Origin of the sequence: Virgibacillus siamensis (assembly GCF_900162695.1) — a bacterium.
GTDB classification, from domain to species: Bacteria; Bacillota; Bacilli; order Bacillales; family Amphibacillaceae; genus Lentibacillus; species Lentibacillus siamensis_A.
Genome location: NZ_FUIH01000007.1, coordinates 2,257,265 through 2,283,399, shown reverse-complemented (window position 1 = coordinate 2,283,399; position 26,135 = coordinate 2,257,265). Strand labels below are relative to the sequence as shown.

At 41.7% G+C, this 26,135-nt stretch carries 25 protein-coding genes; 15 read left to right on the top strand and 10 right to left on the bottom strand.

Annotated features, from left to right (window positions below; all coding sequences use genetic code 11):
* The first annotated feature begins 10 nt into the window (after window positions 1-10).
* From B1K71_RS15155 to dmpG, 5 genes are all read left to right on the top strand, one after another.
* Entirely contained in the window at window positions 11-202 is a 192-nt protein-coding gene (locus B1K71_RS15155; RefSeq protein WP_077328502.1) for a 4-oxalocrotonate tautomerase, read from the top strand.
* Window positions 203-457: 255 nt separating this feature from the next.
* On the top strand, window positions 458-1,447 hold the full coding sequence (locus B1K71_RS15150) for a catechol 2,3-dioxygenase (RefSeq protein WP_077328500.1): 990 nt from the start codon (window positions 458-460) through the stop codon (window positions 1,445-1,447).
* A gap of 171 nt (window positions 1,448-1,618) precedes the next feature.
* Window positions 1,619-2,299 (top strand): GntR family transcriptional regulator, encoded by a 681-nt coding sequence (locus tag B1K71_RS15145; RefSeq protein ID WP_077328498.1) that lies wholly within the window; start codon window positions 1,619-1,621, stop codon window positions 2,297-2,299.
* Window positions 2,280-3,182, top strand: coding sequence for an acetaldehyde dehydrogenase (acetylating) (locus tag B1K71_RS15140; RefSeq protein ID WP_077328497.1), 903 nt, complete (start codon window positions 2,280-2,282; stop codon window positions 3,180-3,182). Before B1K71_RS15145 ends, B1K71_RS15140 begins: the two co-directional genes overlap by 20 nt.
* Window positions 3,179-4,198, top strand: coding sequence for a 4-hydroxy-2-oxovalerate aldolase (dmpG, locus tag B1K71_RS15135; RefSeq protein ID WP_077328495.1), 1,020 nt, complete (start codon window positions 3,179-3,181; stop codon window positions 4,196-4,198). Before B1K71_RS15140 ends, dmpG begins: the two co-directional genes overlap by 4 nt.
* Before the next feature lie 179 nt (window positions 4,199-4,377).
* Here dmpG and B1K71_RS15130 read toward each other — a convergent pair whose 3' ends face one another.
* The 6 genes from B1K71_RS15130 to B1K71_RS15105 all read right to left on the bottom strand — a co-directional run bounded on the left by B1K71_RS15130 (window position 4,378) and on the right by B1K71_RS15105 (window position 9,748).
* Entirely contained in the window at window positions 4,378-4,611 is a 234-nt protein-coding gene (locus tag B1K71_RS15130; RefSeq protein ID WP_077328493.1) for a DUF362 domain-containing protein, read from the bottom strand.
* A gap of 13 nt (window positions 4,612-4,624) precedes the next feature.
* The gene (locus B1K71_RS15125; protein ID WP_077328491.1) at window positions 4,625-5,671 is read right to left on the bottom strand and encodes an amidohydrolase family protein; all 1,047 of its coding nucleotides are present in this window, start codon (window positions 5,669-5,671) and stop codon (window positions 4,625-4,627) included.
* 120 nt (window positions 5,672-5,791) lie between these two features.
* A complete protein-coding gene (locus B1K71_RS15120) occupies window positions 5,792-6,802 on the bottom strand; it encodes a VOC family protein (protein WP_077328489.1) in 1,011 nt (336 codons plus the stop codon).
* Window positions 6,803-6,836: 34 nt separating this feature from the next.
* Window positions 6,837-7,868 (bottom strand): NAD(P)/FAD-dependent oxidoreductase, encoded by a 1,032-nt coding sequence (locus B1K71_RS15115; RefSeq protein ID WP_077328487.1) that lies wholly within the window; start codon window positions 7,866-7,868, stop codon window positions 6,837-6,839.
* A 117-nt stretch (window positions 7,869-7,985) separates the two neighbouring features.
* Window positions 7,986-8,474 (bottom strand): aromatic-ring-hydroxylating dioxygenase subunit beta, encoded by a 489-nt coding sequence (locus B1K71_RS15110; RefSeq protein WP_077328485.1) that lies wholly within the window; start codon window positions 8,472-8,474, stop codon window positions 7,986-7,988.
* Window positions 8,471-9,748 carry an aromatic ring-hydroxylating oxygenase subunit alpha gene (locus tag B1K71_RS15105; protein ID WP_077328483.1) on the bottom strand — a complete coding sequence of 426 codons (1,278 nt, stop codon included), beginning with the start codon at window positions 9,746-9,748 and terminating at the stop codon, window positions 8,471-8,473. The genes B1K71_RS15110 and B1K71_RS15105 overlap by 4 nt, the downstream gene beginning before the upstream one ends.
* 415 nt (window positions 9,749-10,163) lie before the next feature.
* Here B1K71_RS15105 and B1K71_RS15100 point away from each other — a divergent pair, with 415 nt between their 5' ends.
* Together B1K71_RS15100 and B1K71_RS15095 are read left to right on the top strand one after the other, a co-directional pair.
* Window positions 10,164-11,048, top strand: a complete 885-nt coding sequence (locus B1K71_RS15100; RefSeq protein ID WP_077328481.1) for a LysR family transcriptional regulator — start codon at window positions 10,164-10,166, stop codon at window positions 11,046-11,048.
* Between the two features lie 446 nt (window positions 11,049-11,494).
* Window positions 11,495-13,171 carry a M4 family metallopeptidase gene (locus tag B1K71_RS15095; protein WP_245799306.1) on the top strand — a complete coding sequence of 559 codons (1,677 nt, stop codon included), beginning with the start codon at window positions 11,495-11,497 and terminating at the stop codon, window positions 13,169-13,171.
* 83 nt (window positions 13,172-13,254) lie between these two features.
* Here B1K71_RS15095 and pabB read toward each other — a convergent pair whose 3' ends face one another.
* Together pabB and B1K71_RS15085 are read right to left on the bottom strand one after the other, a co-directional pair.
* Window positions 13,255-14,997 carry an aminodeoxychorismate synthase component I gene (gene pabB, locus B1K71_RS15090; protein ID WP_077328480.1) on the bottom strand — a complete coding sequence of 581 codons (1,743 nt, stop codon included), beginning with the start codon at window positions 14,995-14,997 and terminating at the stop codon, window positions 13,255-13,257.
* Window positions 14,963-15,574 carry an anthranilate synthase component II gene (locus B1K71_RS15085; RefSeq protein ID WP_077328479.1) on the bottom strand — a complete coding sequence of 204 codons (612 nt, stop codon included), beginning with the start codon at window positions 15,572-15,574 and terminating at the stop codon, window positions 14,963-14,965. The genes pabB and B1K71_RS15085 overlap by 35 nt, the downstream gene beginning before the upstream one ends.
* Window positions 15,575-15,987: 413 nt before the next feature.
* Here B1K71_RS15085 and B1K71_RS15080 point away from each other — a divergent pair, with 413 nt between their 5' ends.
* The 4 genes from B1K71_RS15080 to B1K71_RS15070 all read left to right on the top strand — a co-directional run bounded on the left by B1K71_RS15080 (window position 15,988) and on the right by B1K71_RS15070 (window position 19,043).
* Window positions 15,988-17,433 carry a sodium:solute symporter family protein gene (locus tag B1K71_RS15080; RefSeq protein WP_077328477.1) on the top strand — a complete coding sequence of 482 codons (1,446 nt, stop codon included), beginning with the start codon at window positions 15,988-15,990 and terminating at the stop codon, window positions 17,431-17,433.
* A gap of 82 nt (window positions 17,434-17,515) precedes the next feature.
* The gene (locus B1K71_RS20280; RefSeq protein WP_281250350.1) at window positions 17,516-17,644 is read left to right on the top strand and encodes a hypothetical protein; all 129 of its coding nucleotides are present in this window, start codon (window positions 17,516-17,518) and stop codon (window positions 17,642-17,644) included.
* Window positions 17,645-17,661: 17 nt separating this feature from the next.
* Entirely contained in the window at window positions 17,662-18,765 is a 1,104-nt protein-coding gene (locus B1K71_RS15075) for a class II histone deacetylase (protein WP_077328475.1), read from the top strand.
* 5 nt (window positions 18,766-18,770) lie between these two features.
* Window positions 18,771-19,043, top strand: coding sequence for a transketolase-like TK C-terminal-containing protein (locus tag B1K71_RS15070; RefSeq protein ID WP_077328474.1), 273 nt, complete (start codon window positions 18,771-18,773; stop codon window positions 19,041-19,043).
* 88 nt (window positions 19,044-19,131) lie between these two features.
* On the opposite strand, the gene B1K71_RS15065 is transcribed toward B1K71_RS15070, so the two are convergent.
* Window positions 19,132-20,307 (bottom strand): DUF819 family protein, encoded by a 1,176-nt coding sequence (locus tag B1K71_RS15065; protein ID WP_245799304.1) that lies wholly within the window; start codon window positions 20,305-20,307, stop codon window positions 19,132-19,134.
* Between the two features lie 219 nt (window positions 20,308-20,526).
* Here B1K71_RS15065 and B1K71_RS15060 point away from each other — a divergent pair, with 219 nt between their 5' ends.
* From B1K71_RS15060 to lhgO, 3 genes are read left to right on the top strand one after another with little or no spacing between them, the layout of a single operon-like run.
* Window positions 20,527-21,222 carry a FadR/GntR family transcriptional regulator gene (locus tag B1K71_RS15060; RefSeq protein ID WP_077328471.1) on the top strand — a complete coding sequence of 232 codons (696 nt, stop codon included), beginning with the start codon at window positions 20,527-20,529 and terminating at the stop codon, window positions 21,220-21,222.
* A 25-nt stretch (window positions 21,223-21,247) separates the two neighbouring features.
* On the top strand, window positions 21,248-22,537 hold the full coding sequence (locus tag B1K71_RS15055; RefSeq protein ID WP_077328469.1) for an Nramp family divalent metal transporter: 1,290 nt from the start codon (window positions 21,248-21,250) through the stop codon (window positions 22,535-22,537).
* 17 nt (window positions 22,538-22,554) lie between these two features.
* Window positions 22,555-23,751, top strand: a complete 1,197-nt coding sequence (gene lhgO / locus B1K71_RS15050; RefSeq protein ID WP_077328467.1) for an L-2-hydroxyglutarate oxidase — start codon at window positions 22,555-22,557, stop codon at window positions 23,749-23,751.
* A gap of 52 nt (window positions 23,752-23,803) precedes the next feature.
* Here the strand turns inward: lhgO and B1K71_RS15045 are convergent, their stop codons facing one another.
* Complete coding sequence (locus tag B1K71_RS15045; RefSeq protein WP_077328465.1) at window positions 23,804-24,253, bottom strand: Lrp/AsnC family transcriptional regulator; 450 nt, start codon at window positions 24,251-24,253, stop codon at window positions 23,804-23,806.
* 263 nt (window positions 24,254-24,516) lie between these two features.
* Between B1K71_RS15045 and B1K71_RS15040 the strand changes: the two genes are divergently transcribed.
* On the top strand, window positions 24,517-26,130 hold the full coding sequence (locus B1K71_RS15040) for a gamma-glutamyltransferase family protein (protein ID WP_077328463.1): 1,614 nt from the start codon (window positions 24,517-24,519) through the stop codon (window positions 26,128-26,130).
* Window positions 26,131-26,135 lie beyond the last annotated feature (5 nt).

Sequence of the window (26,135 nt, the reverse complement as noted above, 5' to 3'; positions counted from 1 at the left end):
AGAGATTTAAATGCCACTTGTTAATATTCAGGTGTTGGAGGGCAGACCACAGGAAAAAATTGATGCCCTGATGGCAAATGTAGCAGATACCGTAAGTGAAACATTGGATGCTCCGAAGCAAAATGTGCGGGTTATTGTCAGTGAAGTACCGAAAACACACTGGTCAGTTGGCGGAAAGAGTGCAAAGGAGTTAGGGAAATAAGGTGCAGACAGGGGATTCTGGGTTGAATCTCCTGGCACATTTTTTCACTTCAATTCTAGCACTTTCAGCCCAGGAACTTTTTCATAAAAAATTTCATGGTGTTGCGCATAGAGGAACCAGGTGCTTTATTTAATGCATTATAGCGATAAAATCTTATGAGGAAATATTTTTATTGTATGTTTTGCCTAGTCTAATTTTTTTACAGTTGGTGTAAGCGCTATCAATATATTTAAAAATTACAGGGAGGAAATCGTAATGGAAAATGAATTAAAAAGGTTCGATGTTGCTCAACTGGCTCATGTGGAAATGTTTACACCGAATCCGGATGGAACACTGTGGTTTTTTAAAGAAATTTTAGGGATGACTGAGGTCGACAGGGAAGGACAGTCTGTATATCTTCGGTCGTATGAGGACTTCTATCATCATTCATTAAAAATTACGGAACGAAATGAACCGGGACTGGGTCATGTCAGCTGGCGGGCGAGTTCGAAAAATGCATTGGAACGCCGTGTGAAAGACCTTGAAAAATCGGGTGCCGGAAAAGGCTGGATTGATGGTGATCTCGGTCATGGCGCAGCATATCAATTTGTAACACCTGACAATCACAACATGGAAATTTTGTGGGATGTAGATTATTATCAAGCTCCTGAAAGTGAATGCACATTGCTGAAAAACCGGCCGCAAAAGCGCCCAACAAGAGGTGTTCCGGTTCGTCGTATTGATCATGTTAACCTGTTGTCCAGTAATGTAACCGCAAACAAGAAGTTTATGATGAGTGATCTTGGCTTTAATTTAAGGGAACATGTCGTAAAAAATGATGGATCGGAAATTGGTACGTGGTTAAGTGTCAGCCCATTAGTACATGAACTTGCTTTCATGGGCGATCAGGGGACACCTGAACCGGGGTTGGGCAGATTACATCATATTGCATTCTGGTATGGATTTCCGCAGCATTTACATGACTTGTCGGAAATATTAACGGAAAATGAAATTCAAATAGAAGCGGGTCCATTAAAACATGGCGTATCACAGGCAATGTGCATGTATGTTTTCGAACCGGGCGGCAATCGCATAGAGTTGTTTGGAGATTCCGGCTATCTTATCTTTGATCCGGACTGGAAACCTGTTAAATGGGAAGAAGGAGAGCTTGAAAAAGCCATTATTTACTACGGTGCCCCACTGCCGGACTCGTACTTTAAACGCGGAACACCATTTGTAAAATCACCCGCAGCCGCCAATAAATAAACGAATATAAAACTCCTTCCACGCCCGGAAGGAGTTTTATAGGTACCATCCGAATTTGGTTGAATAACTTGAAAAATGTTATTTATCTTCTTGACATTTCTGAAAGCGGTATCTATAATTCTAATTAGTTAACTGTTAACTTTTCAGAATATTTAAGGAGATAAGTTGTTTATGAGGATCGTGAAAAAGAATATATTCAATCAAGTACTTGATCATTTGAGAAAGGAAATTATTCTGGGTAGTTATTCAAAAGGGGATTACCTGGTAGAGGCAACATTGTCAAAAGAACTTAATGTCAGCCGTGGTCCCATTAGAGAGGCAATTGCCAGGCTGGAATCTGAAAATCTCGTTGAAAAGCATTCCAATGGCCGGACAGTTGTGAAAGGTTTTGACGTAAAGGAAATTCAGGATTTGTACAATAGCCGGTTACTTCTGGAGCGTCATGCTTTGACACAAATATCCGAGGATGAACTGGAAAAAAACAAGGGATTGCTTTTTCTGTATATTGATCAAATGAAAGAAGCCCATGAAAAAGGCGAAAGGGATATTGAAATCGACCTTGCTTTTCATGGTCTGCTTGTACAGATGACAACGAATCGTACACTCATCCAGCTTTGGTCATCACTGACAGAATTATTTCGGACGCTGATTGATATAACCAGTGAGGTGAGCCGCTCCAATCAGGAAGAAATTATAACACAGCATTTATACGTTGTGGAGATGTTAACGGCTGGGAAAATCGACAAAGCGCAAGAAATACTGAAGCAACATTTGGAAGAAGCCTGTGACTATTGCTGTGAAGGAAAAAAACGAAATTCAAGGAGAGATGAACATGCCAGAGAAGAAGATTAAATGTGCCATCATTGGTTCGGGAAATATCGGAACAGATCTGATGTACAAGTTGCTGAGAAGTGACAAACTGGAAGTTACCGCACTAATTGGAATTGATCCGGAATCAAAAGGTTTGCAAAGGGCGCGGGAGAATGGACTGGAAGCAATTAATTACGGAATCGATGGGTTGAAAGAAAACCCGGAACTTGCAGATATAGTCTATGAAGCTACTTCTGCAAAAGCTCATGCATATAATGCCCCAATCTTGAAAGAAATGGGTAAAAAGGCGATTGATTTAACACCGGCTGCAGTTGGACCTTTTCTCGTGCCTGCTGTCAATTTGAAAGAAAATGAAATTCCACACCTGGACAATGTGAATATGGTTACATGTGGCGGCCAGGCAACGATTCCAATGGTAAAGGCAATTTCCGATGTAATTGATGTTGATTATGCTGAAATTGTCGCTTCCATTTCCAGTAAAAGTGCAGGACCTGGAACAAGGCAAAATATCGATGAATTTACCGTAACAACAGCAGATGCACTTCGGGAAGTTGGGGGGGCCAAAGAATCGAAAGCAATTATTACACTAAATCCTGCTGATCCACCAATACTTATGCGAAATACGATTCATGTGAAAACAGGCGGAAATGCCGAGGAACATAAAGAAGAAATATTTAAATCATTGGAATCCATGCTTCAAACAGTACAAGGATATGTAAAAGGTTATCGTTATAAAGCAGACCCTGTAGTTAAAGGGAATGTTGTTACAGTATCTGTAGAAGTGGAAGGCAATGGTGACTTCCTGCCGAAATATGCAGGGAATTTGGATATCATCACTTCAGCTGCTACAAAAACCGGTGAGGTTATCGCAGAAAGTTTACTGAAGGGAGAGACAGTTCAATGAGCAAAAGAAGCGTAACCATTAATGATGTTACATTACGTGATGGAATGCACGCAATCCGTCACCAGTATTCGATGGATCAAATTGCTGAAATAACACGATTAATTGACGAGTCAGGTGCAGACATTATAGAAGCAACACACGGTGATGGTCTAGGTGGAAGTTCCATTCAATTTGGGTTTTCCAAAGAGACGGAGAAAGATATTATTACAACTGCGGTAAACAATGCGAAAAATGCCAAAATAAGTGTATTGCTGCTGCCGGGAATTGGTACGATTGAACACCTGAAGCGGGCAAATGACTGGGGAGCACAGGTTGTCCGTGTTGCAACACATTGTACGGAAGCGGATGTATCGGAGCAGCATATTAAAACTGCAAATGAATTAGGAATGGAATCGGTCGGATTCCTTATGATGTCACACCGCACTTCCCCGGAAAATCTGTTGACAGAAGCAAAAAAGATGGAATCCTATGGAGCAAAAACCATTTATGTGGTAGATTCCGCCGGTGCTTTAACAATGGAGGATACACGCCGGAGAATCGCTCTGTTTAAAGAAAATTTAAATACAGAAATTGGTTTCCATGGACACAATAATTTATCCTTAGGTGTAGCAAACTCGATTGCAGCATATGAGGAGGGAGCCGATAGAATTGATTCAAGCCTTGCCGGGATGGGAGCCGGGGCCGGCAATACGGCTACCGAGCAGCTGGTCGCTGTGCTGAATAAACTGGATATCCCTCATGATGTGGATTTGTATAAATCAATGGACGCTGCGGAAAATGTTATCAAGCCAATCATGGAACGTCCTGTTCAAATTGATAATTTAAGCTTAACACTGGGTTACACAGGCGTTTACTCCAGTTTCTTGCTGTTCGCCGAGAGAGCAGGTAAGGAGTATGGGGTAGACCCGCGTTATATTCTAACGAAAATCGCTGAAATGGGTGCAGTCGGCGGTCAGGAAGATTGGATTATTGGGGTTGCCCAGGAATTGGCAAAAGAACAAAAAGTTCATGCGTAATATGATTTCAGATCAAGGCACAAGTTAGTGTCTTGGTCTTTTTTATATTAATTTCTCAAGAATTTGGGAAATAGGTATCAAGCAGGCAGGGAATGATTCAATATGAAAAATTACGGGGGATGCAAATCATCTCCCGTAATTTGTGGAATGCAGTTTAAGAAAAGTGCTGCTTGGTGACTCTATTCAAAAAATTTACGGGCAAGACTGATAAATTCACTTTCTTCCTCCGGTACTTCATCTTCCATATAGATTGCCTCAACCGGACAGGCAGCCTCGCATGCTCCGCAATCAATGCAGAGATCCGGGTCGATATGAAACATGTCTTCGCCTTCTTCGATACAATCCACAGGGCAAACTTCAACACATTCGCCTGATTTCTCATTCTTACAAGGTGATGTTATAACAAAAGCCATGTCAGATTCCTCCTTATGATGTATGGTTGTTGCTGGTCTGAGGTGTACGCTGAAATGTTTCTTTATCCAAATTCAAAAATTCCAGGGCATTCAATCCGCGGATTCTGTCCTTATCCTCATCATATAAAGATATACGCTCAACAATGTTACCCGCCGGAACTTCACGAAGTAAAAACGGGTAGTCCGTCCCAACCATAATCTGCTTTGGACCAAACTTGTCCAGCATGAACTGCAAATTCTGCGTATCATAAACCAGCGTGTCATAATAGAACTGCTTCGCATAATGACTTGGAAGGTTTTCGGTTTTTCTGATCTGCGGCCAGACATTCCAGCCTTTGTCCATTCTCGGCAGCAGATACGGCAATGAACCGCCGCCATGTGCAAAGCAAATTTTCAGGTTTGGATACTCATCCAGCATCCCGCTCATGATGATGCTTCCGGCTGCAAGTGCTGTTTCAGAAGGCATTCCGACCATATACATGAAATTATGGCGCGGCATGCGTTCCCGTCCCATTGTTGCCCACGGATGAATAAACAGTGGGACATTCCATTGATCAGCGTATTGAAAGAACTTTCGTAATGAAGGATCGTCCAGGTTCTTCCCGTTAACATTGCTTCCCAGTTCGATTCCTTTCAATCCTAATTCATGGATTGCCCGGTCCATTTCTTTAATAGCCAAATCAACATCCTGCAGTGGAACGGTACCTAATCCGACAAACCGCTTTGGATATTCCTTTGCAGTGGATGCGATAAAATCATTTTGAAAACGAGCCATTTCAAGACCTTGTTCAGGTTCAGACCAGTAGCTGAATGTGACCGGAATCGGTGATAATACCTGGACATTAATTCCTTCGTTGTCCATATCTCTTATGCGTTCTTCCGGATCCCACGTGTGATCGGTAATTTCTCTGAATTTCTTTCCAGCTATCATAATGTTGGCGCCGCAGTCACACGTTTTTTCCAGAACCGGCCAGCGGTCATCACCATATTTTTCGGCAAGATTCAAAAATTCTTCCGATATAACATGTGTATGAAAATCTACTTTAAAATGTTGTCCCAAAACACACTCTCCCAGTATTCATAGATTTTTTGTGAAATTGTCGTACGAGTATCCATCAATATTGCATGTTGAAAGAAAGATAGGCGACTATTGCACCTACCTTTCTTTCTTTTCATTCTTTTATTCGCCGATATCGACACCGTACGTAAAGTAGGATTTCGGCGGCTTACTACCCCACATCTCCAGTCCGAGCTCACCAACATCTGAAGTCCATTCAATTGCTTTCCAATCTGGTGAGAAAATCAGGAAGCCGCCAGTCCAAAGTTCCACACGGTGACCAGATGGTTCAAACACGTAGATAAACTGTGCGCCGCTTGTTCCATGCTTTCCAGGGCCCCACTCAATCTCGATGCCATTTTCCGCCATGATGTTGGCAGCGCGAATCAGCTCATCCGGGGAATCCAGGAAATACGCCAGATGGTGGAATTTGGCCCCATTCTGGTTGGCATTACGCATGAAAGCAATTTCATGGGCAATATTCGTTCTGCTTAACCAAGATCCTAAACGGGTATCTTCTTCATTTTGAATATAATAACGATGATGGATTCCCAGAAAATCAGTCCACCATTCCTGTTCGGCCTTAACGTCATCTACCATAATATTGACATGGTCAAAACGTCGCGGTGATACACCTTTTACATTGTATTTACTTGGGTGACTAGGCAGTTGCGACTGCAGTTTTGGGTCATCCGTTTCAAACAATTCTTTCTTCCAGTACAATTGGATAGGCAATCCGGATGGTGATTTAAAATGAATTGCATCCCCCAGGGCTTTCTTCTGGCCGGATTCAATCCGTTGAAAGTCAATGTTCGAGTCTTTAAGATACTTTTCGAATAAATCCAGCGATTCCTCTGTAGCAACTCGCCAGCTCATGCGGTTAACCTCAGACGTCTCTGATTCCTGCAGTACCAATGTGTAATGATCAAAATCCTGCCATGCTCTTAAATAAGCGCGTCCTTCTTCCTTTTCAGTCAAGACAAGTCCTAAAACCTCTGTATAGAACCATAATGAATCTTCAAATTTAGTAACGCCGATTTCAACATGACCGAGATGGGCCACCGTTCGTAAATGTTGCTCCAGCCGTTGCTGGGCTGATACTTCGTTTTGAACTTCTTCTTTAACTTTTGACATCAAGTATTACCTCCTGGTGAATCTATATTTTATTTTAATGTGCAGCAACTTTTTGTTTTTGTTCCTTCTTTTCTTTCTTTTCCATGATCGTTGTACTGTGTGCAGTAGTAAAAGATACTTTCGGATCGATGTATACTTTCGCACTGCTCACAGCAATCGGTGCTTCACCGAATCCGGTAGCCATCAATTTCACCTTGCCGTCATACGTTGAGACATCGCCAACAGCATAGATGCCCGGGATATTCGTTTCCGCTTTTGAATTGACGAGAATCTGATTTTTATCGATGGCCAATCCCCAGTCTTTAATAGGGCCCAGATTTGATATAAAACCATAATTAACAATATAGTCATCTGCTTCCAGGTTGATGATCTGATCTCCCTTTTGCTGTTTGAGTTTAATGTTTTCAATGTTTGTTTCACCTGATAATTCAACCGGAACATATGGCGTTAGAATATCAATGGACGATTCTTTCATTAGTTTGACACTGTAATCATGCGCCCTGAATTTGTCTCTGCGATGAATAATGGATACTTTGGAAGCCGTATTTTCAAGCATCAGCGCCCAATCCACTGCGGAATCACCGCCGCCAAACACACAAACTTCTTTATCTTTGAAATGATCCAGTTTGTCAATCTTATAATGCAGATTCTTGCCGTCAAACCGTTCTTCATTTTCCAGCTTCATTGTCCTCGGTTTAAAAGCACCATTTCCGGCAGTGATGATAATTGTTCTGGAATAATGAACCTGGGAATTTGTTGATATCTTAAAAATGTCATCTTCTTTCGTGACATGTTGAACTTCCTGATTCAAACAAATTTCATTTTCAAACTGATCCATCTGCCCCTTTAATTGATCTACCAGATCCTGTGCTTTTATTTTTGGAAATCCGGCGACATCATAAATGTATTTTTCAGGGTATAATGCGGTAAGTTGGCCACCCAATTCAGGGAGGTTTTCGATTATTTTAACGCTCGCCTGGCGCATTCCCGCATAAAAAGCGGTGAATAAACCGACAGGACCTCCGCCGACAATGGTAATATCATAGACTTCGTTGTTATAATCCATTCCGTCAAACCCTCCAATGCATAAACTTACTACTGGAAAAACCCGGCATTCGCCACATCTTATGGCGAGTGCCGAAGTTTTTCTTATAAGGTCAACCTTAATTTGATTTTCCTGTCGTTATAAAATAAGGCTGATTTTGCCATGTGGTCTCAGACTATCCAGTTTCAAGACTACTTTTTTGTTTTTTATCCGCAGTTGACCATCCTGCTGAACGAGTTCGTATGTGCTTCTGCCGATAAATGCATCCACCACTTCACGTTTGGTCCGGTGGACAGTGAAGTTGCAGACTACTGTAATCACGTCTGAATCCAAACCGTCAACGATAATGTTATGGTAATTGCGCAAGGTTGTTGAATGCGGATATTCCACATGTGCTTCCTTCTTCAGCAGTCTCTCTGCACGATCCTGAATTCGCTTCCGATCATCGTGAATAAAGAATAACGATGTTCGCGCATCAGCATCCGGGTCGCCCAGTGGCGGAACTTTGTACGTACCATCATCTGTAAACAAGGCAGCCCATTCTTTCAGCTTCCACTCATCCAGCAAGTAGGCTTCTTTATACAGAAAATCAACAATTTCCTGCCGTTCCAACGTTTTCACAGTCATACACGGGTAACCTCCTTCTGCAGCGACTTTTTCATGCGTGCATCGAACTCCCGCCAGAAGCTTCTCATTTGCAGTTCGTCTGTACCTAAAGCGTTTTCCTCCCCGCGCAGCATCCCTCTGGAAACATCATTCCATTCAACTTCCTGATTGTTGTTGTATGCTTCCTGACATAATTCCAGGGCTTCATTATCATCCGGTGTTGCAAAACCGCCCGGCCCAAGAAACTCAAGGAAGTTGTTATTTCTGGCTAAACGGTGCACCATATCCTCGTCTTTAGGGGCTAACGCATAGCCGGTAGCTTCCAAATAGCCTGGAGATGTTGGATAAAACGTTCTTGCCGTTACAGCCATAATGTCGTTAATGACCAAGTTAGGAAAAATAATAATGTTACGATTCCAATTGGCAATCCGGTCGGCCCGTTCTTCGCCAAATCTTTCGGTTAACCGCTCCTTCATTTTTTCCATATCACGTTTCAGATCTTCATCCCAGATGGGAGTCCACTGTGCGACAGGTCTGCCCCACGGTGCTTTGTACTCAACAACCGCATGACCATTTCCAAGTGATTTTCCAACCCCGTGAAGTCCCACTTTTTTCAGGTTCGGATCCTGCTGCTGCTTGATATCAAAGTATGTCTTATGTGTCGGCAGGCCATGATAGAGATCAGCACTGTTCTCGGCGAGCAATTTCCAATTAGCTCTGACGCTGTATTCCTGTATGCCTCCAAGTACTTCCATACCTGTTTCACTTTGGTCAGCAACAAGATCAAGATATTCTTTTGCATCAGCCAAATAGTCATATAATGAGATGGCATCATCATCGAAATTGACAAACATGAAGCCGCGATAGCTTTCAAAGCGGTTAACAGCTTTCATATTTTTTGTGCCATCATCATTGAAATCATCCGGAAAAGCGTCTTTCCCAGGCATGCCTGTCAAGCTTCCATCGTTTTTAAAGCTCCAGGCATGATAGAAACAACGGAATACCCGAGAATTTCCTTCATTTTCGCGGCAAACGAGTGCACCGCGGTGTGGGCAAGTATTGTACAGCACTCTGATTTCATCGTCTTGGCTATGGACCAGCAGTAAATTACGGCCGCCAACTTTTTTTCGTTTGTAATCACCTTTTTCGGGAACTTCTGATTCGTGTCCGATGAACAACCAGCATTTATTGAAAATTTCAGCACGTTCTCTTGCCAAAATTTCGCGGTCGGTAAAAACACTTCGGTGAACCAAAAATTCATTTTTTTCGATATCGTCGTGAATATAACCATTCATATTGATACCCTCCATTTCCGTATTGTTAGTACTTTGGCGTCAATGCTAATCATCTGTACTGTGAATCTACTTCAGCAGCAGCTCTACTTTTTCTAAATACTTGTAAGCACTTTCATAAGACGTTTAAGTAAAAACCACTCCTTTGCTGTGCATCCTTCATATACTTGATTTTTCCTAAGTGGCTTACTGTTATTATAAAAGCGTGACAATTCTGATTCCAATTGAACTTTTCTTGGCTTTCCCCTTAATTCCAAAAAAACTTTTATATCATTTTCAAAAAGTGGCTTATAATAGTATTCTTCAGTTTTTTATTGACATCCGGTTTTTGATTCATCTATTATTAGTTAATAGATTTAAAATGAAAACGATTTCTTAAATCCGTGTGTATTATGTGCGTGTTCTGGAGGGAACTGAAATGAATGAAAGTCAACTTCGAACCTTTTTGACCGTGGCTGAATATAAGAGCTATTCGAAAGCTGCCATTAACCTTAATGTCACGCAGCCAACAATTACATCTCGAATTAAAGCATTGGAAGAAATTCTGAAATGTGATCTTTTTAAACGAACGGGACACGAGATTTCTTTGACAAAGGAAGGGGAACTATTTTTGGATTACGCCGAAAATATCTTAATCTATATGGATCATTCCAAAGAGGTTTCCAACATGGTTAAGAACCCCAGCATTAAGGTCGGTTTTTCTCCGGGATTTTCATATTCATTCATTACGGAGGTATTAAAAACGATTCAACCAAAATGGAAAATCGATATACAGATCATCGAAGGATATGATTCTGTCAGTTTAAATGAGGGTGCTTTATCAGGGGATTTTGATTTGATTTTCACAAGAGAAATGCTTTCCAATAATCCTGATATTACATCGGAATATTTGTTCGATAACAATCTCGTATGTATAATGCCCAGCAATCACAGCCTGTGTGAGAAAGAGACACTTTGTGTAAAAGATTTAAAGGAAGAGACAATCATTAGTTATAAACGTAATACAAAGTTATGGAACTTAATAGATAGAAAGTTGATTGGAGCAAAAAATATAACCCGTATTGATGTTTCCAATAATGAAATGCTTTCGAAAGCTGTTGCAAATGATGTAGGTATTGGGATTACACCCGAACTGGCAATTGATAAAAACTATGCAACGGAATTAACAGTCAGGTATATTACTGAAATTGCTACAATCCCGAATAAGGTCTATGTCCAATATCGGGAAAATTCCCATATGAAGTCAATTGCCAAACAAATCATTTACACGATCATTAATCACAAATACAGTGAAGCGGAATGATAAAAAAGTACATATAATCAAAATCCCGTACCGCCATTTATGTACGGAATGGGATTTTGTATTTAGGATGCCTGTCACTGCCCGAATTTTGTCGAATATGGTTATATTTGTGGATACAAGGTTTTGAGTGGGTTTTTTGTGGTGGTTGGATTTTTCCCGACCGAAAAGTCCTATGGGGAACTTAGGGCGATAACATTCAACAATCTTACATAAAAAGGAATTTACTGGAATTAGGGGGTAAAACGGAAATTCAGCCGAAAATGTCGTATTTTGATTCTTTTTTCCTTAAAACATTACAATTTGGTACTATTTAAGCGCTTTCAAAAAGTTCCGATATGACTATAGGAATCTAGTAATTGTTTTGCTATTGTGGAATAGACGGTCCGTACATAAGATTACGAAAAGCGCGCGCCTTTCACATTAAACAATGGGATGGGTGATGTAGTTTGAAGAAGAAAAAACTAATTAATACGGTTGCTGGAACAGCACTGGCCGCGAGTCTGACATTGACGGGGATGACTGGAACTGTCAACGCTGAAGAAGCCGGGAACAATGCACTGCAGGAAATGAAATCAATGACAACTTCCAATTTCAATGTCGTTTGGAACAAAAATAAGTCTGCACCATCATTTGTATCCGGAAAATTATCAAAACAGCAAGTTCATGGTGTTGGACAGGTGAAGCAATATTTAGAAGAGAACAAGGAACTGTTTAAACTGGATCCGGATTCTGATGTAACATTTGTTGAAAAAAAGAAAGACGAACTTGGAATGACGCATTATAAATTTATGCAATCGGTTGATGGCGTTCCGGTGTATGGGTCGGCATTTACGGTCCACACGAATAAAAAAGGTATTATATCAGCTGTAACGGGTACGATTCATCCGAAAGCAGCAAAAACTATGGAAAGTAGTAAAGCAGAGCTTTCCAAAAGGGATGCTATTGAGGAAGCATGGAAATCTATTGATTTAAGTAAAAAGGAAACAAAGGTAAAAAAGACGGATAAAAAAGAATTGAAAAAAGCAAGTAAGCTATCAAAATCCGGTGTGAAGAATACCGCTGAGAAAGCTGAGCTTGTCGTCTATTCTAATGATGGGCAAAGTCACTTGGCATATCATGTTGAACTGCAGTTTATTTATCCAGATCCCGGTAACTGGCAAATTTTCGTGGATGCCAACGATGGTTCTGTGATTGATTCGTATAATGCAGTCACAGATGCTGGTGCAGCGAATGGTTATGGATACGGGGTACTTGGTGATTACAAGCAATTGAACACGTACTTATCGAATGGTTATTATTTTCTATATGATGTAACCAATCCGATGAATGGTGTAATCGAAACGTTTACGGCTGAGAATGGATCATCGCTTCCGGGATATCGTTCATCTGACAGCAATAACGCCTTTACATCGGGGTATCAGGCTGCGGCTGTCGATGCACATGCCTATGCGGATCAGGTGTATGATTATTATTACAACACATTTGGCCGGAACAGCTACGATGGCAATGGTGCATCCATTCGCTCGACTGTTCACTATGGAAACAACTACAACAATGCATTCTGGAACGGACAGCAAATGGTATACGGCGATGGCGACGGAACTACATTTGCCCCGTTATCAGGTGCACTGGATGTTGTCGCGCATGAGCTGACTCATGCAGTGACTGGACACACGGCCGGTCTGGTTTACCGGGATCAGCCTGGTGCGCTGAATGAATCCATGTCTGATGTCTTTTCCGTGTTTGTAGAACGGCAGGATTATTTGCTTGGGGAAGATGTGTATACACCGTACCGGAGCGGGGATGCACTGCGAAGTCTTTCCAACCCGCCGGCATATGGCCAGCCGGAGCATATGAATGATTATGTGTATACAAATGCTGATAATGGCGGCGTGCACACTAACAGTGGTATTCCGAATAAAGCCGGGTATAACACAATTGAAAGCATTGGTGTTGCGAAAGCAGAGAAAATATACTATCGTGCCTTGTCCATCTACCTTGGACCATACAGCAATTTCAGTGATGCACGTGCAGCATTGCTGCAATCCGCCGCGGATTTATATGGATACGGATCAGAATATAATGCCGTAGCAGATGCCTGGAATAATGTAGGGGTATATTAAAATAAAATAGATTAATAAATAATGCCGGTGTATGCCGGCATTATTTATTTGACAGGAGCCTGGCACCACTCGAGTTTTGTCGATTAATATTTCAATCTAACTTCTACCCATTGACGTACACTGTTAATCAGCCAGATTCTTGTGCAGGATTTAAGTTCATTCAGATGAATTTTTCGTTCGGTTATTTTTTCTTCTTCAAGCAGCTTTTGTCTGAATGTTCCTGGCAGCAGCCCGCATTCGACAGGTGGTGTGTACAGATTACCGTTAAATTCCACGACAAGATTACCGATTGTAAACTCAGTTAACTCGTTGTCTTTGTTCCATAATAGTACATCAAATTTGTCAGGGTGCTGTTTTTGAAAATAATGATAAACTGCACGGTTGGTTGTTTTGTGATAAAGGAAAATGTCTTCTTTATTGATTGGCTCTTTTGCCAGTCCTATGGTAGCGGGCAAAGTCATTTCCGTTATTGATCTTTTCACATCAGTTGAAAAGCTGCCATCATTTTGCACGAGCAATCGTACTGTATGGCAACCGGTATTGTTATCCCGGGCAACTTGCAAGAGACACTTTCGTACCACGCTAATATCCACATCAAAGTCAAAATAGGCAGCGGTTTGTTGCAGCCGGGTCAAATGTTCACCTAAAACGATATACTTCCCATCGATTATTCCAAGTGTTTCCAAAAGCTTGAAAGGTGTGTGTGTTGTTTTAAGAACCTTTGTTTTGGTTCGTACTTCCTCATACTCTTCGTCGGCTGTGGAGTCCCACGTGATACCACCACCGGCTCCATATACAGCTTTCCCGGTTTTGTTATTCAACATGACGGTCCTGATTGGTACATTAAATACAGCCTGGTTATTTGGTGTAATGTAGCCGATTGCACCACAATACACATTGCGTGGAGCAGATTCAAGTTCATGGATGATGTTCATTGTACTGATTTTTGGGGCGCCGGTAATAGAACCGCACGGAAACAAAGCTTTAAAAATATCGACGATGGTTTTGTCTGTTTCCGCGGTTACGGTCGATGTCATCTGGTATATAGTCGGATATTGTTCAATCGTAAACAATTTCGGAACAGTTACGGTGCCTGTTTTGGCAACAGTTCCCAGGTCATTTCGCAGCAAATCAACTATCATCACATTTTCAGCACGGTTTTTTTCAGAGTTAATCAACCAGTCGGCATTTAGCGCATCCTTTTCAAATGTTTTCCCCCGGTTAACTGTACCTTTCATTGGCCGTGTTGTTACTTTTCCATTCTTAAGCCGGAAAAATAATTCTGGAGAAGCGGACATTATGGTGTGCTCACCTGTGTTAATATAGGCGGCATAATCAGCTTCCTGAGCATTGGCAAGCTGCCGGAAACAGGCCATCGAATCACCCGTGAATTGTGCATTCAGCCGTATCGTGTAATTTACCTGATATGTATCGCCTGCTTCGATGTACTGCTTGATTTTTTCAATATTCGTCTTGTAATCATGTGCAGAAACGGAAGGCTCCCACTCAGTCGTTTGAAAAAATTCGTTTCCTTGGATCACTTCATTTGTCGGTTCGGTGAAAATTCCAAACCAGAGCAGTGGCATCTCACTTTCAGAATGGACTTTATGTGCTTTATCAAAGGCCGGTGCTGCTTCATAGGACACAAAGCCCGCGGCATAATACCCTTCATTAACTGCGGACCGGACTTGTTCAAGACATGGAAGAACTTCCCGGATGGTGTCTGTCGTAATGATTTGTTGCGGGTTTTGAAATGTTTTGGGACTTTTATTACCATCCTGATCTGCAAATTCAAATGATAGATATGGCTTTCCTGCTGTGCCCATTTATTTCACCATCCATTCTATTGAAAAAGTTTTTGAGAAGCTGCTTGCCACTGTCGGTTAAAATAGCTTCCGGATGCGCCTGTATGCCCTCAATTTTGTGTGTTTTATGGCGAATGGCCATGATCTCACCATTGTTGGTGGAAGCGCTGATTTCCAGGCAATCGGGGATGGTTTCGGCATCGACGAGCAGTGAGTGATAGCGCGTTACCCGGAGCGGATTGTCGAGTGAATGAAAGATGCCTTTTCCATCGTGCGTTATGTATGAGACCTTTCCGTGCATTGGAGCGGCAGCCTTTTCGATCGTTGCCCCAAAAGCCTGTGCAATGATTTGATGTCCAAGGCAAATACCTAAAATTGGGATTTTATTGTGTAGTTTTCTAACAAGTTCAAGACATATTCCAGCTTGACCCGGATTTCCCGGCCCTGGTGAGAGGACAATTGCTGCAGGCCTCATATGCTCGATTTCCCCGATTGTAATGACATCATTTCTTGCAACAAGCACCTGTTGTCCAAATTCCTCAATATACTGAGCCAAATTATATGTAAATGAATCATAGTTATCGATTAAAACAATCATTGTCACACCCCTTTTCAGTAAGTAGTATAGCATTTTGCGGATGAGGGTACTAGAGGGTGCCTGTCACTTGTCGAAAATTCGACAGGTGACAGGCACCACCCGAATTTTGTCGAAATATATTTGTAATTGACTGAAATTTCTTAGTTTGATATATTATTCACTATAGTTTAATACTTAAATAGCTGCTGAATCTAGTTGACTCTTCTGGATAAGGGGAGCAAACCTAGGGGGATAAACCAGTTATATGAACAGGGAAGAGGTAATGTCAATTCTGTTCTGTTCATAGTGCTGGTTTATTTTTGTATACTCATACCTGTATTGTATTTTGAAAGGGGTTACACAGGTGAAAACACTTCCCCGGATTTTGTTCAATAAGTCTATTGGAGCTTATACCAAATGAGAGGATGAGAAAATTGTTTACAGATCAGGAACGAATGATACTTGGGGTTATCGTAGTGGTCTATTTTCTACTATTAATTGGTTTTTCGTATTATATTAATCACCACAAAATAAAGAATTATGAAGACTACAATGTTGCGGGACGATCTGTTTCGATGTTTCCGCTAATTTTAACGTTTGTCGGAACGGCGGTTGGGGGATCTATTTTACTTGGGTTTATGGAGAATGCGTATCGTTTCGGAATGGGGCAGCATTGGCTGAATATCAGTATATTAATTACCGGAATTATTACAGCTTCCTTTCTCGTTAAGCGGATTCGTTTGATTGGTGAAAAACATCAAATGGTTACTTTGGGGGATTTTACAGCCCTCAGATATGGTGAAGGTGCCAGGCTTCCGACGGTAATCAGCGTGCTCCTTGCTTATTGTGCTGTCACCGGAATGCAATTTGTTGCGATAGCGACCATTTTAAACCTGACAATTGGACTGAGTATGACGACAGGAATCATAATCAGTTGGGTATTACTGACGATAAAAACATTTTTTGGAGGGCTTAAATCGGTCGTTTGGCAGGATGCCATTCATGGTACTGTACAAACTTTAGGTGTGTTTCTATTATTTGTGGTTGTCCTTTGGGTTGGCAGTGACTGGGGTGAAATGAAATCATTTGCCGCTTCATTAGGTGACTCCGGGGCATTAAGTGTCACTAGTATTTCCACGAGTGAAGTGCTTGTCTATTTCTTTACGATAGGCGGTTATCAATTTGTCAGACAGGACTTATGGCAGCGCTTTTGGGCAGCTAAAGATTACAAAACTGCTTTATCCGGATACTGGATTGCGATTATTATTGCTTTTTTAATCGGGGCAGCGATTATTTCAACCGGCGCTTTTCTGAAATATGGGTTGCAGATGACAGAGATAAATCCGAACCTTGTTTATTATGAAGCGATTGGTGCCGTATTCAATTTCCCAATGGTAGTTATAATGGTAATTGCATTGATGGCAACTGTCATATCCTGTGCGGATTCCTTTTTTATGGCAGGTTCATCTTCTATTATTAACGATATTATAAAACCTAGAATAAAACATGCTTCAGAAAAAAAGATGCTGCGCTACAGCCGCTACTCAGTAATCGCCGTTTCAATAATTTCTGTATTACTCGCCCTATATATGCCGGAACTGGTAGTTTTATGGGTGATTGGTACAGCAATGCTGGTTTCCGGATTATTAGCACCATCTGTTTTCGGATTGTTCTGGAAGGGAGCAACAAAGGCTGGCGGTATTTCAGCAATGTGGATAGGATTGTCTATTGCCGTTATTTGGCAATTAGCCGGGCATCCATTTGGCATTCATCCCGTTTTTATCGGGCTGCCACTATCCACTTTGACGCTAATCATTGTATCGTTGGCATCTAAGCATAATGAGGCAGAAAAAGAAGATATATGGTCACAAGTAAACTAATTAATGGAGATGTTTTGATGGAACCACTTACGATTAATTTTGAACGAATGAAGGATCGATTGACTACACCGGGATGATTTTTTTGCCAAGTGTTGGTGGTAAAAGTCATGTTGAATCGGAGTTAACCTTGGATGAAGACATTTTTAAAGGAACGAATGTTTTGCTTGATACAATGATTCATTTGGCTGACAAAAAGGAAGGGTTGTTGTAATGCGAGGAGGAAATTCAATGGAAAAGATAACAGGATTCATTTGGGATGAAAGTTATTTTTGGCATCAAACCGGAAATGGCGCATTAAATATTGGTTCCGGCGGATGGATACAAGAGGATACGCATGCGGAAAATCCGGAAACAAAACGCCGGGTAAAAAATTTATTGGAGCGATCCAGATTTATGAAAGAGTTACATCAAATTGAACCGCGGAGTGCCACTCGTAAGGAAATTGAAATGAACCACGACGCGGAATATATTGAAAAAATCAGCAGGCTGAGTGATAACGGCGGCGGTGATGCCGGTGAGCATGCCATTGTTGGACCAAACACATATGAAATAGCGCTATTGTCAGCCGGAGGAGCGATAACAGCAACAGACGCAGTAATGCAAGGTAAGGTAAACAATGCTTATGCACTGACCCGGCCGCCGGGGCATCATGCTGAGCAGGGCGAAGGGCAGGGGTTTTGTTTATTCAATAATATTGCGATAGCAGCCAAATACGCGAAGGCAACGTATGGACTGAAGCGCATTGTAATTATTGATTGGGATGTGCATCATGGCAATGGAACGGAGAGTGCGTTTCGAAATGACCCGGACGTGCTGTTTATCTCGGTTCATCAGGAAAATATTTTTCCGAAAAATCGCGGACAAGTAACCTATACCGGCGAGAATGCCGGGGAAGGTTATACTGTAAATATCGAACTACCTGCGGGGACTGGCAATGAAGGATATCTTTATACGTTTGAACATATAATTGAGCCAATCATAAATCAGTATGAGCCGGAATTAATAATGATTTCAGCAGGACAGGATCCAAGCCGCTTTGATCCTTTGGGACGAATGATGATGACTGCAGATGGCTTTTATCAAATGGCTGAAAAAGTTAAGGCGATGGCCGAAAAGCACTGTGATGGACGGCTTGTTGCCTGTCATGAAGGAGGGTACAGCACAGCTTACGTACCATTTTGCACAATTCGGATTTTGGAAGCGTTTAATGGAAAACAAAGCGGTGTGAAAGATCCATTTGATCAGGGATTTCATGAAGGGCCGTTGTATCAGAATCAGATGGATGCTGTTAATCGGGTGAGAGAGGTACAAGCTGGATATTGGAGGGTGTAGAAGAAATGTCTGGGATTGCCTTTAATGGTGTTTTTGTCCTGATTGCGTCTATCTATTATAATGTAGTTAGCATGCCTTCTTGGGAATTAATTGAAAAGCAGGGAAGGAATATAAATTCCGTTTTGCCACCTGGGTTGAAGAAAAGGTTAGTAAATGAGCTGAGATCTAAAGTCGGATGGAAAGAGTATGCCGGAGCCAGTGGCAGTGTGATGAGTGTAAATGAATTTGGTGCATCCGGTCCTAGTGAAGAAGTGGTAGATGAGTATAATAAGCTTTAGTTAGTCATCTATTAACATAACACCGCATAGGGATGTTTTGGGAGATATATTCGACAAAATTCGGGTGGTGCCTGGCACCACCCGAATTTTATATAAACGTCTGAAACCAATACCCCAACCCTGTTCCAATATAATTCCCAACAATATACCCAAGGGTTCCTACCAGCAGTATAGGCACAATAAGCTTATTCCATCCCTTTGCAATCGCCATTGCAGCTGCAGTAGTGGGACCACCAAGGTTTGCGTTGCTGGCAAGAAGTATTTCCTCCAAGTTAAATTTGAACAGTTTTCCCAATACTAATGAGAATAATAAATTTAATAAAACAATGATTAAAACAAACACCAGCAATAAAGGAGAAGTAGTTACTACAAGAGCTATGGATGCAGGCACACCAATCACTACAAAGAACAAATAAATCAGAAATGTTCCGATTTCCTGAGTGCCTTTAATATTTTCAAAGTAATTCGGCAGCAAAATGACCGCAATGACTGTTAGTGTAGTCAGCATGAGATAACGGTCACCTATGATTCCGCTAAGAATTTGATAGAAAATAGTTACATTTTCACCGCTGGGAATGATTTCAGCAAAATAATCAGCCAGGTGAAAGGACACAGCTACCAGCGCAAAAGCAGATGCAACACTAAGTGCAATATCTTTCAGGGAAATTTCCTTCCGTTTCCAAAATGAAGCTGCCTGTGTTTCATCTTGATCACCGGATGCTCCTGATTCAACCTCGTCAATATGCGGGGTTTTAAATTTGTTGCGAAAAAAATTAAATGTCGGGATGGCCATAAGTACGAAAAAGAATGTTGCCATCATCATATTGTCTGCCACCACCGTAGCGGAAACAAGTTCACCCGGTGTTTCGAATTTGGCTGCCATCGCGGCGAAATTGACCCCGCCCCCTGTATAGGATGCTGACATCATTGCGCCGATCTTATCCAGGTGTGGGATAAGATCTTTTAACAGCATGAATGAAAGGATTGTCCCTGCAATTGTTCCAGCAGCGCTTAAAAAGAATATTGTCAGCATGCGACCACTTTCCTGCCAAATTTTTTTAATGTTGGCTTGAAATAATAAAAGTGGAATTGCAAGCGGGACTACATAGCTCCAAACGGCATCGTAAACACTCGATTCAAGTGGAATCACATTGAGGTTAGCAAGCACCATAGCTCCAATCAATGCAATAATGGCACCGGAAACCTTGGAAGCCCACGTATATTTCTGTTCCAAATAGATACTAATTGCAGCCCATCCGGTCAAAAAAGTCCAAAGAGCCCATGTATTGTCAGAAGAAATTAAAAGATGATTCCATGATATTCCCCCCTGTAAATTTTTTTATATTCTACCAGATATTATTAACTTTTGTAACCATTTAAAATAGTCTGTTATCCCCATTTCATTGAAAACGCTTTTATATTATAATACAACAAATTGGACCATCCACTTTACCACTTTATCTGTTTGAAGGGATTGCATGCTATGAATCTATTGCCAGTGAAGAAGAAAAGGGTATATCACACTATTGTGGAGCAGATTAAGTCGGCAATTGAAAAGGAGGAAATAGTACATGGTGAAAAGCTGCCTTCTGAAAGATCCTTGGCAAATGAATTTTCTGTTTCGAGAACGTCTGTAAAAGAAGCGTTTAGTGTACTGGAGTCTGCCGGTGTGGTTGAGATTAAGCATGGAAGTGGCGTGTATCTCAGAAAAGATACAAAAAGCGGGCTTATTTCGAAAATGAATACGATTATCCGGGGTGTTACCGTAGATATCGTGGAACTAATGGAACTTAGGCTGGCGATTGAACGGGATGCTGCCTATTATGCAGCGATTCGTGGTTTGGAGAAGGATGTTCAAGCAATATACGATGCATTGTGTGATTTGGAAAATGCTGTTTTAAAGGGTGACGTTGCTGCAAAAGAGGATTTAACATTTCATATGGCAATTGCTAAAGCTGCTGGTAACTCCGTTTTTGAGAAAGTGATGTACATGCTGTCAGATCAGGTTCTTGAAGGATTAAAAGAAAGTCGCTCGAATACTTTGAAACAGCCGTATAACAGCAAGGCCATCGTTGAAGAGCACCGTAATATTTATGCAGCGATAAAAAAGGGTGATGCGCAAATGGCACAGGAATGCATGACTATCCATCTCCAGAACGTCAAGGAGCGTTATTTGTAATTAATAAAAAGGAGGCGTACGTTTTATGAGTTCAGAACAAGGGGTTAATTATCAACCATCAACTTCCCCGGAAGCGCCGATTCCACCGGGTACATTTAAGGCAAAGCTAAAATCAGTGGGGCCGGGGTTTGTGACAGCTGCCACAGGTGTTGGAACGGGTGACCTGATTGCCGCGCTTGTGGCGGGGGCAGGTTTTGGTACAACGTTATTATGGGCAATTATCATCGGATCAATTTTTAAGTATTTTTTTACGGAAGGCATGGGGAGATGGCAACTGGCAACAGGCAGGACGATCTTGGAAGGCTGGCACTCACTAGGTAAGTGGGCAACAGGGTATTTTGGTGTTTATTCTGTTTTATGGGGCTTTAGCTATGGCGCTGCGGCGATGTCGACAAGTGCGATCATGATGGTGACGATGTTCCCGATTATGCCGTTATGGGCCTGGGCGATTATCCATGGACTTGCGGGGATGACGCTTGTTTTAACAGGGAAGTACAAACTGTTTGAGAATATCATGACGATAATGATTGGTATCATGTTTGTAACGATTGTGGGATCGGCAGTTATTATAATGCCGGAAATCGGAAATATTTTAAGTGGCTTGGTGCCGAGTACTGGTGACAGTTCACTTCTCTTAGTTATGGGGCTGCTTGGCGGTGTCGGCGGTACCATTACAATGGCTTCCTATGGATATTGGGTCCGTGAAAAGAAATGGGAAGGTAAGCGGTGGATACCGATGATGAAATTGGATACCGCCACTGGTTATGTGATTACAGCAATTTTTACTGTATCGTTATTGATCGTTGGTGCGGAGTTTCTGTATGGAACAGGTATTGAAATCAATGGTGAAGAAGGACTGGTCACACTATCAAATTTGTTTGAAGCTGAATTTGGAACGGTGGCGCGCTGGATGTTCCTGATTGGTGCATGGTCTGCAGCATTTTCATCTTTATTGGGTGTCTGGAATGGCGTTCCGTATTTGTTTGCAGACTTCGTTCGGATATTGAAGGCAAAAGGGAAACGACCAGACAAACCGGTATCGGAAAAAGATCCGGCGTATCGTGCATATTTGCTGTGGCTGACGTTTCCGCCGATGCTGATTTTATTCTTTGGCAAACCAGTGTTTATCGTTATTTTATATGGCGCTCTTGGGGCATTGTTCATGCCATTTCTGGCGATTTCACTCATGTGGCTGTTGAATTCAAAAGCGGTGGATAAGGACTTCAAAAACGGGTGGCTTGCTAATGCTGTATTGACCGCCTGTGTCCTATTATTTGGTTATCTGGGAGTTATTGAACTGTTTAACATGTTTTAATTAGGAGTGAGCGGGTTTTGACGTATGACTATGCAATTATTGGTGGAGGAATTATCGGCCTGTCTGTTGGCATGGAACTAACCAAAAAGCATCCGGATGCCTCGGTTATTATTTTGGAAAAAGAATCCGGGATTTCGCTTCACCAGACAGGTAGAAACAGCGGTGTTATTCATTCAGGGATATACTACAAACCGGGCAGTTTAAAAGCGGAACTGGCTCGACAGGGAAATAAGCAATTAGTGGACTTTTGCAAAGAATACCAAATTCCACATAAGATTTCAGGAAAAGTCATTGCTGCTGCCAGTGAAGCGGAAATTCCACTGTTGGAAAAGTTGTATCAACGCGGATTGGAAAACCAGCTCGCAGTTAGGAAAATATCAACAGAAGAATTACGGCAGGCTGAACCGCACGTCAATGGGATTGCAGCAATTAAAGTTCCAAGTACGGGTATTGTGGATTACAAGAAAGTTGCGGAACAGTTCAGTGCTATTATTGCCGAAAATGGCGGAGAAATTTCATTGGATACCGAGGTGCAGGATATCTCGTTTAAACAGAGTCATGTTGAAATTTCAACAAATAAGGGTGCTTTTGAGAGTCGTTTTCTTATTAACTGTGCCGGGTTATTCAGTGACCGGATTGCTCAAATGGCCAATATTCGGCCGGACTTAAAAATTGTCCCTTTCCGAGGGGAGTATTATGAATTGAAACCTGAGAAGCGACATCTTGTAAAAAATCTGGTTTATCCGGTTCCGAATCCTGACTTTCCGTTTCTCGGTGTTCATTTTACCAGAATGATAGATGGAAGGGTACTTGTGGGTCCAAATGCTGTTTTCAGCTTTAAACGTGAGGGATATAAAAAATCTGATTTTCAATTAAAAGACTTCGTTGAAGGGCTCACATATCCGGGATTTCTTAAATTGGCGAGTGGAAATCTGTCCGAAGGGTTAAAAGAAATGGTTCGTTCGTACAGTAAGAAAGCTTTCATTAAAGAGGTTCAGCGGTTTGTTCCGGAGATTGCCATAGATGATCTGATTCCCGCACAGGCTGGTGTACGTGCACAGGCCCTGAATCGGGAAGGAAATTTGCTCGACGATTTTGCGATCATTCATGACAGACGTGCATTGCATGTTTGTAATGCTCCATCCCCGGCGGCAACTGCCAGCATTGAAATCGGAAAAAAAGTCGTGCAGATGATGGAGCAAGGAAATTCATAAATAATAATTATGGGGCTGCTTAAAAGAAGGGCAGCCCCATAAACTATTTACATTACAATTTGTAGCCTGTTCTGCTTTTAAACCGTTTTAAAAGCACAGAACTTTCAACTCTTGTAATCCCCTGTACAGAATAAAGTTCATTATTGATAAAGGTTTCCAGCTTGTTAAAATCTTCTACTAACACATGTGTATGGAGTGTACTGGGACCTGTCATTTGATAAATACTGGCTACGCTTGGGTTGTCGGCCAGATTTTGTGCTACTTCCTGCAGTTGTTTCGGTTCCACATCCACTTCGAAAAAAGCAGAAACCTTTTTACCAATTTTTTCGGAGTTAATGGAAACGGTAAATTTTTCAATGATTCCTTTATCGATAAGACTCTGGATTCTATCCTTAACAGCAACACGGGATACCCCCACTTTTTCTGCTAAATCGACATATGAAATCCTTCCGTCTTCTACTAATTCTTCTATAATTTTCTTGTCTGTATTATCAAGACTCATATCCATGCCCCTTATAACGAATGCGTTAATTGTTCTTATTATAACAAGTAACGAAGCAAAAAGGCAAAGAGGGATTTAAACAAAATGTATAAAAAATGACTAAAATGCATTAAAAAAAGAAAGTAAAAGTTCATTGATGGAATATTTTTGTTGGCAAAGTATTGACTTTTCCTATCTTATACCCTAATATAATTCACAACTCAATAAATAATCTAAATATATAAATCTATGAACAGAATATATACGATGAAGGAGTTGTTTTAATGAATTCTTTTACACATCAGGCTCATCCTTATCCGGTTAATCGAAATGCAACATATGCAAATAATGGGATGGTTGCTACATCCCAGCCATTAGCAGCTCAAGCTGGATTGGATATTTTAAAGAAGGGTGGAAATGCGGTGGATGCAGCAATTGCGACTGCAGCCTGTCTCACAGTAGTTGAGCCGACATCGAATGGAATTGGCGGAGATGCATTTGCGCTTGTTTGGATAAATGATGAGCTGCATGGCCTGAATGCGAGCGGTAAATCCCCAAAAAGTATCTCGCTCGATGAGGTTAAAAATGCAGGATATGATAAAGTGCCACAATATGGATGGCTGCCGGTTACAGTTCCCGGTGCGCCCGGGGCCTGGGCGGAACTATCCAGGCGATTCGGAAAACTGCCGCTGACTGATGTGATGGAACCCGCAATAAATTATGCGGAAGAAGGATTCCCTATTTCCCCGACACTGGGAAAGTATTGGAAAAAAGCATATGATACATTCAGCAGGGAGTTAACGGGTTCTGTTTTTTCGAATTGGTTTGATACATTTGCACCAAAAGGAAGGGCGCCACGGGTAGGAGAAATATGGTCGTCAAAAGATCATGCAGATACACTGCGATCCATTGCTGAAACAAATGCTGAATCATTTTACCGCGGTGAACTGGCAGAAAAGATGGATTCTTTTGCGGGAAAAACAGGTGGATATTTGGCTGCCGGGGATCTTGCTGATTATAAACCGGAATGGGTAAAGCCAATTAAAGTTAACTATCGGGGATATGATGTATGGGAAATACCTCCAAATGGCCAGGGCATTATTGCACTTCAGGCACTTAATATCCTTGGGGGATTTCAGTTTGGCGAAAAGGATACAGTGAATACATATCATAAACAATTTGAGGCAATGAAGCTGGCGTTTTCAGATGGTTATGAACATGTAACGGAAGAAAAAGATATGCGGTATACAGCGGATGAAATTTTATCTGATGAATATGGTGATTTGAGAAGAAGTGAGATTAGCGAGACAGCGTTGCGGCCAAAAGCCGGTGAACCCGCATCCAGCGGGACAGTATATTTGGCTGCTGCTGATAACGATGGAAATATGGTTTCCTTTATTCAAAGTAACTATAAAGGATTCGGCTCCGGACTAGTTGTTCCCGGTACAGGGATCGCCCTGCAAAATCGCGGTTGTGAGTTTTCTCTGGATGCAAATCGTGTGAATGCTTTAAGAGGCGGCAAGCGCACTTATCATACGATTATTCCGGGATTTTTAACAAAAGATAATAATCCGATTGGTCCGTTTGGTGTTATGGGTGGATATATGCAGCCGCAGGGACATGTTCAAGTCGTTATGAATATGATTGATTTCCATTTAAATCCGCAGGCAGCATTGGATGCACCAAGATGGCAGTGGATAAAAGATAAAAAAGTGGATGTTGAAAATCGCTTCCCGCATCATATCGCACAAGGATTGGCTGAAAAAGGGCATGACATTCAGATTCAGATTGAGCCAAACAGCTTTGGACGCGGGCAAATTATTTTAAGAGATCCGGAAACGGGTGTCTTGATTGGTGGTACTGAATCGCGAACGGACGGAGCAATTGCAAGTTGGTAGACAGG

Excerpts from the sequence above, each read along its gene's own strand:
- B1K71_RS15155 (WP_077328502.1), top strand. The coding sequence starts at position 11 with ATGCCACTTGTTAATATTCAGGTGTTGGAGGGCAGACCACAGGAAAAA.
- B1K71_RS15150 (WP_077328500.1), top strand. The coding sequence starts at position 458 with ATGGAAAATGAATTAAAAAGGTTCGATGTTGCTCAACTGGCTCATGTG.
- B1K71_RS15145 (WP_077328498.1), top strand. The coding sequence starts at position 1,619 with ATGAGGATCGTGAAAAAGAATATATTCAATCAAGTACTTGATCATTTG.
- B1K71_RS15140 (WP_077328497.1), top strand. The coding sequence starts at position 2,280 with ATGCCAGAGAAGAAGATTAAATGTGCCATCATTGGTTCGGGAAATATC.
- dmpG (WP_077328495.1), top strand. The coding sequence starts at position 3,179 with ATGAGCAAAAGAAGCGTAACCATTAATGATGTTACATTACGTGATGGA.
- B1K71_RS15130 (WP_077328493.1), bottom strand. The coding sequence starts at position 4,611 with ATGGCTTTTGTTATAACATCACCTTGTAAGAATGAGAAATCAGGCGAA.
- B1K71_RS15120 (WP_077328489.1), bottom strand. The coding sequence starts at position 6,802 with ATGTCAAAAGTTAAAGAAGAAGTTCAAAACGAAGTATCAGCCCAGCAA.
- B1K71_RS15115 (WP_077328487.1), bottom strand. The coding sequence starts at position 7,868 with ATGGATTATAACAACGAAGTCTATGATATTACCATTGTCGGCGGAGGT.
- B1K71_RS15110 (WP_077328485.1), bottom strand. The coding sequence starts at position 8,474 with ATGACTGTGAAAACGTTGGAACGGCAGGAAATTGTTGATTTTCTGTAT.
- B1K71_RS15105 (WP_077328483.1), bottom strand. The coding sequence starts at position 9,748 with ATGAATGGTTATATTCACGACGATATCGAAAAAAATGAATTTTTGGTT.
- B1K71_RS15100 (WP_077328481.1), top strand. The coding sequence starts at position 10,164 with ATGAATGAAAGTCAACTTCGAACCTTTTTGACCGTGGCTGAATATAAG.
- pabB (WP_077328480.1), bottom strand. The coding sequence starts at position 14,997 with ATGGGCACAGCAGGAAAGCCATATCTATCATTTGAATTTGCAGATCAG.
- B1K71_RS15085 (WP_077328479.1), bottom strand. The coding sequence starts at position 15,574 with ATGATTGTTTTAATCGATAACTATGATTCATTTACATATAATTTGGCT.
- B1K71_RS15075 (WP_077328475.1), top strand. The coding sequence starts at position 17,662 with ATGGAAAAGATAACAGGATTCATTTGGGATGAAAGTTATTTTTGGCAT.
- B1K71_RS15070 (WP_077328474.1), top strand. The coding sequence starts at position 18,771 with ATGTCTGGGATTGCCTTTAATGGTGTTTTTGTCCTGATTGCGTCTATC.
- B1K71_RS15060 (WP_077328471.1), top strand. The coding sequence starts at position 20,527 with ATGAATCTATTGCCAGTGAAGAAGAAAAGGGTATATCACACTATTGTG.
- B1K71_RS15055 (WP_077328469.1), top strand. The coding sequence starts at position 21,248 with ATGAGTTCAGAACAAGGGGTTAATTATCAACCATCAACTTCCCCGGAA.
- B1K71_RS15045 (WP_077328465.1), bottom strand. The coding sequence starts at position 24,253 with ATGAGTCTTGATAATACAGACAAGAAAATTATAGAAGAATTAGTAGAA.
- B1K71_RS15040 (WP_077328463.1), top strand. The coding sequence starts at position 24,517 with ATGAATTCTTTTACACATCAGGCTCATCCTTATCCGGTTAATCGAAAT.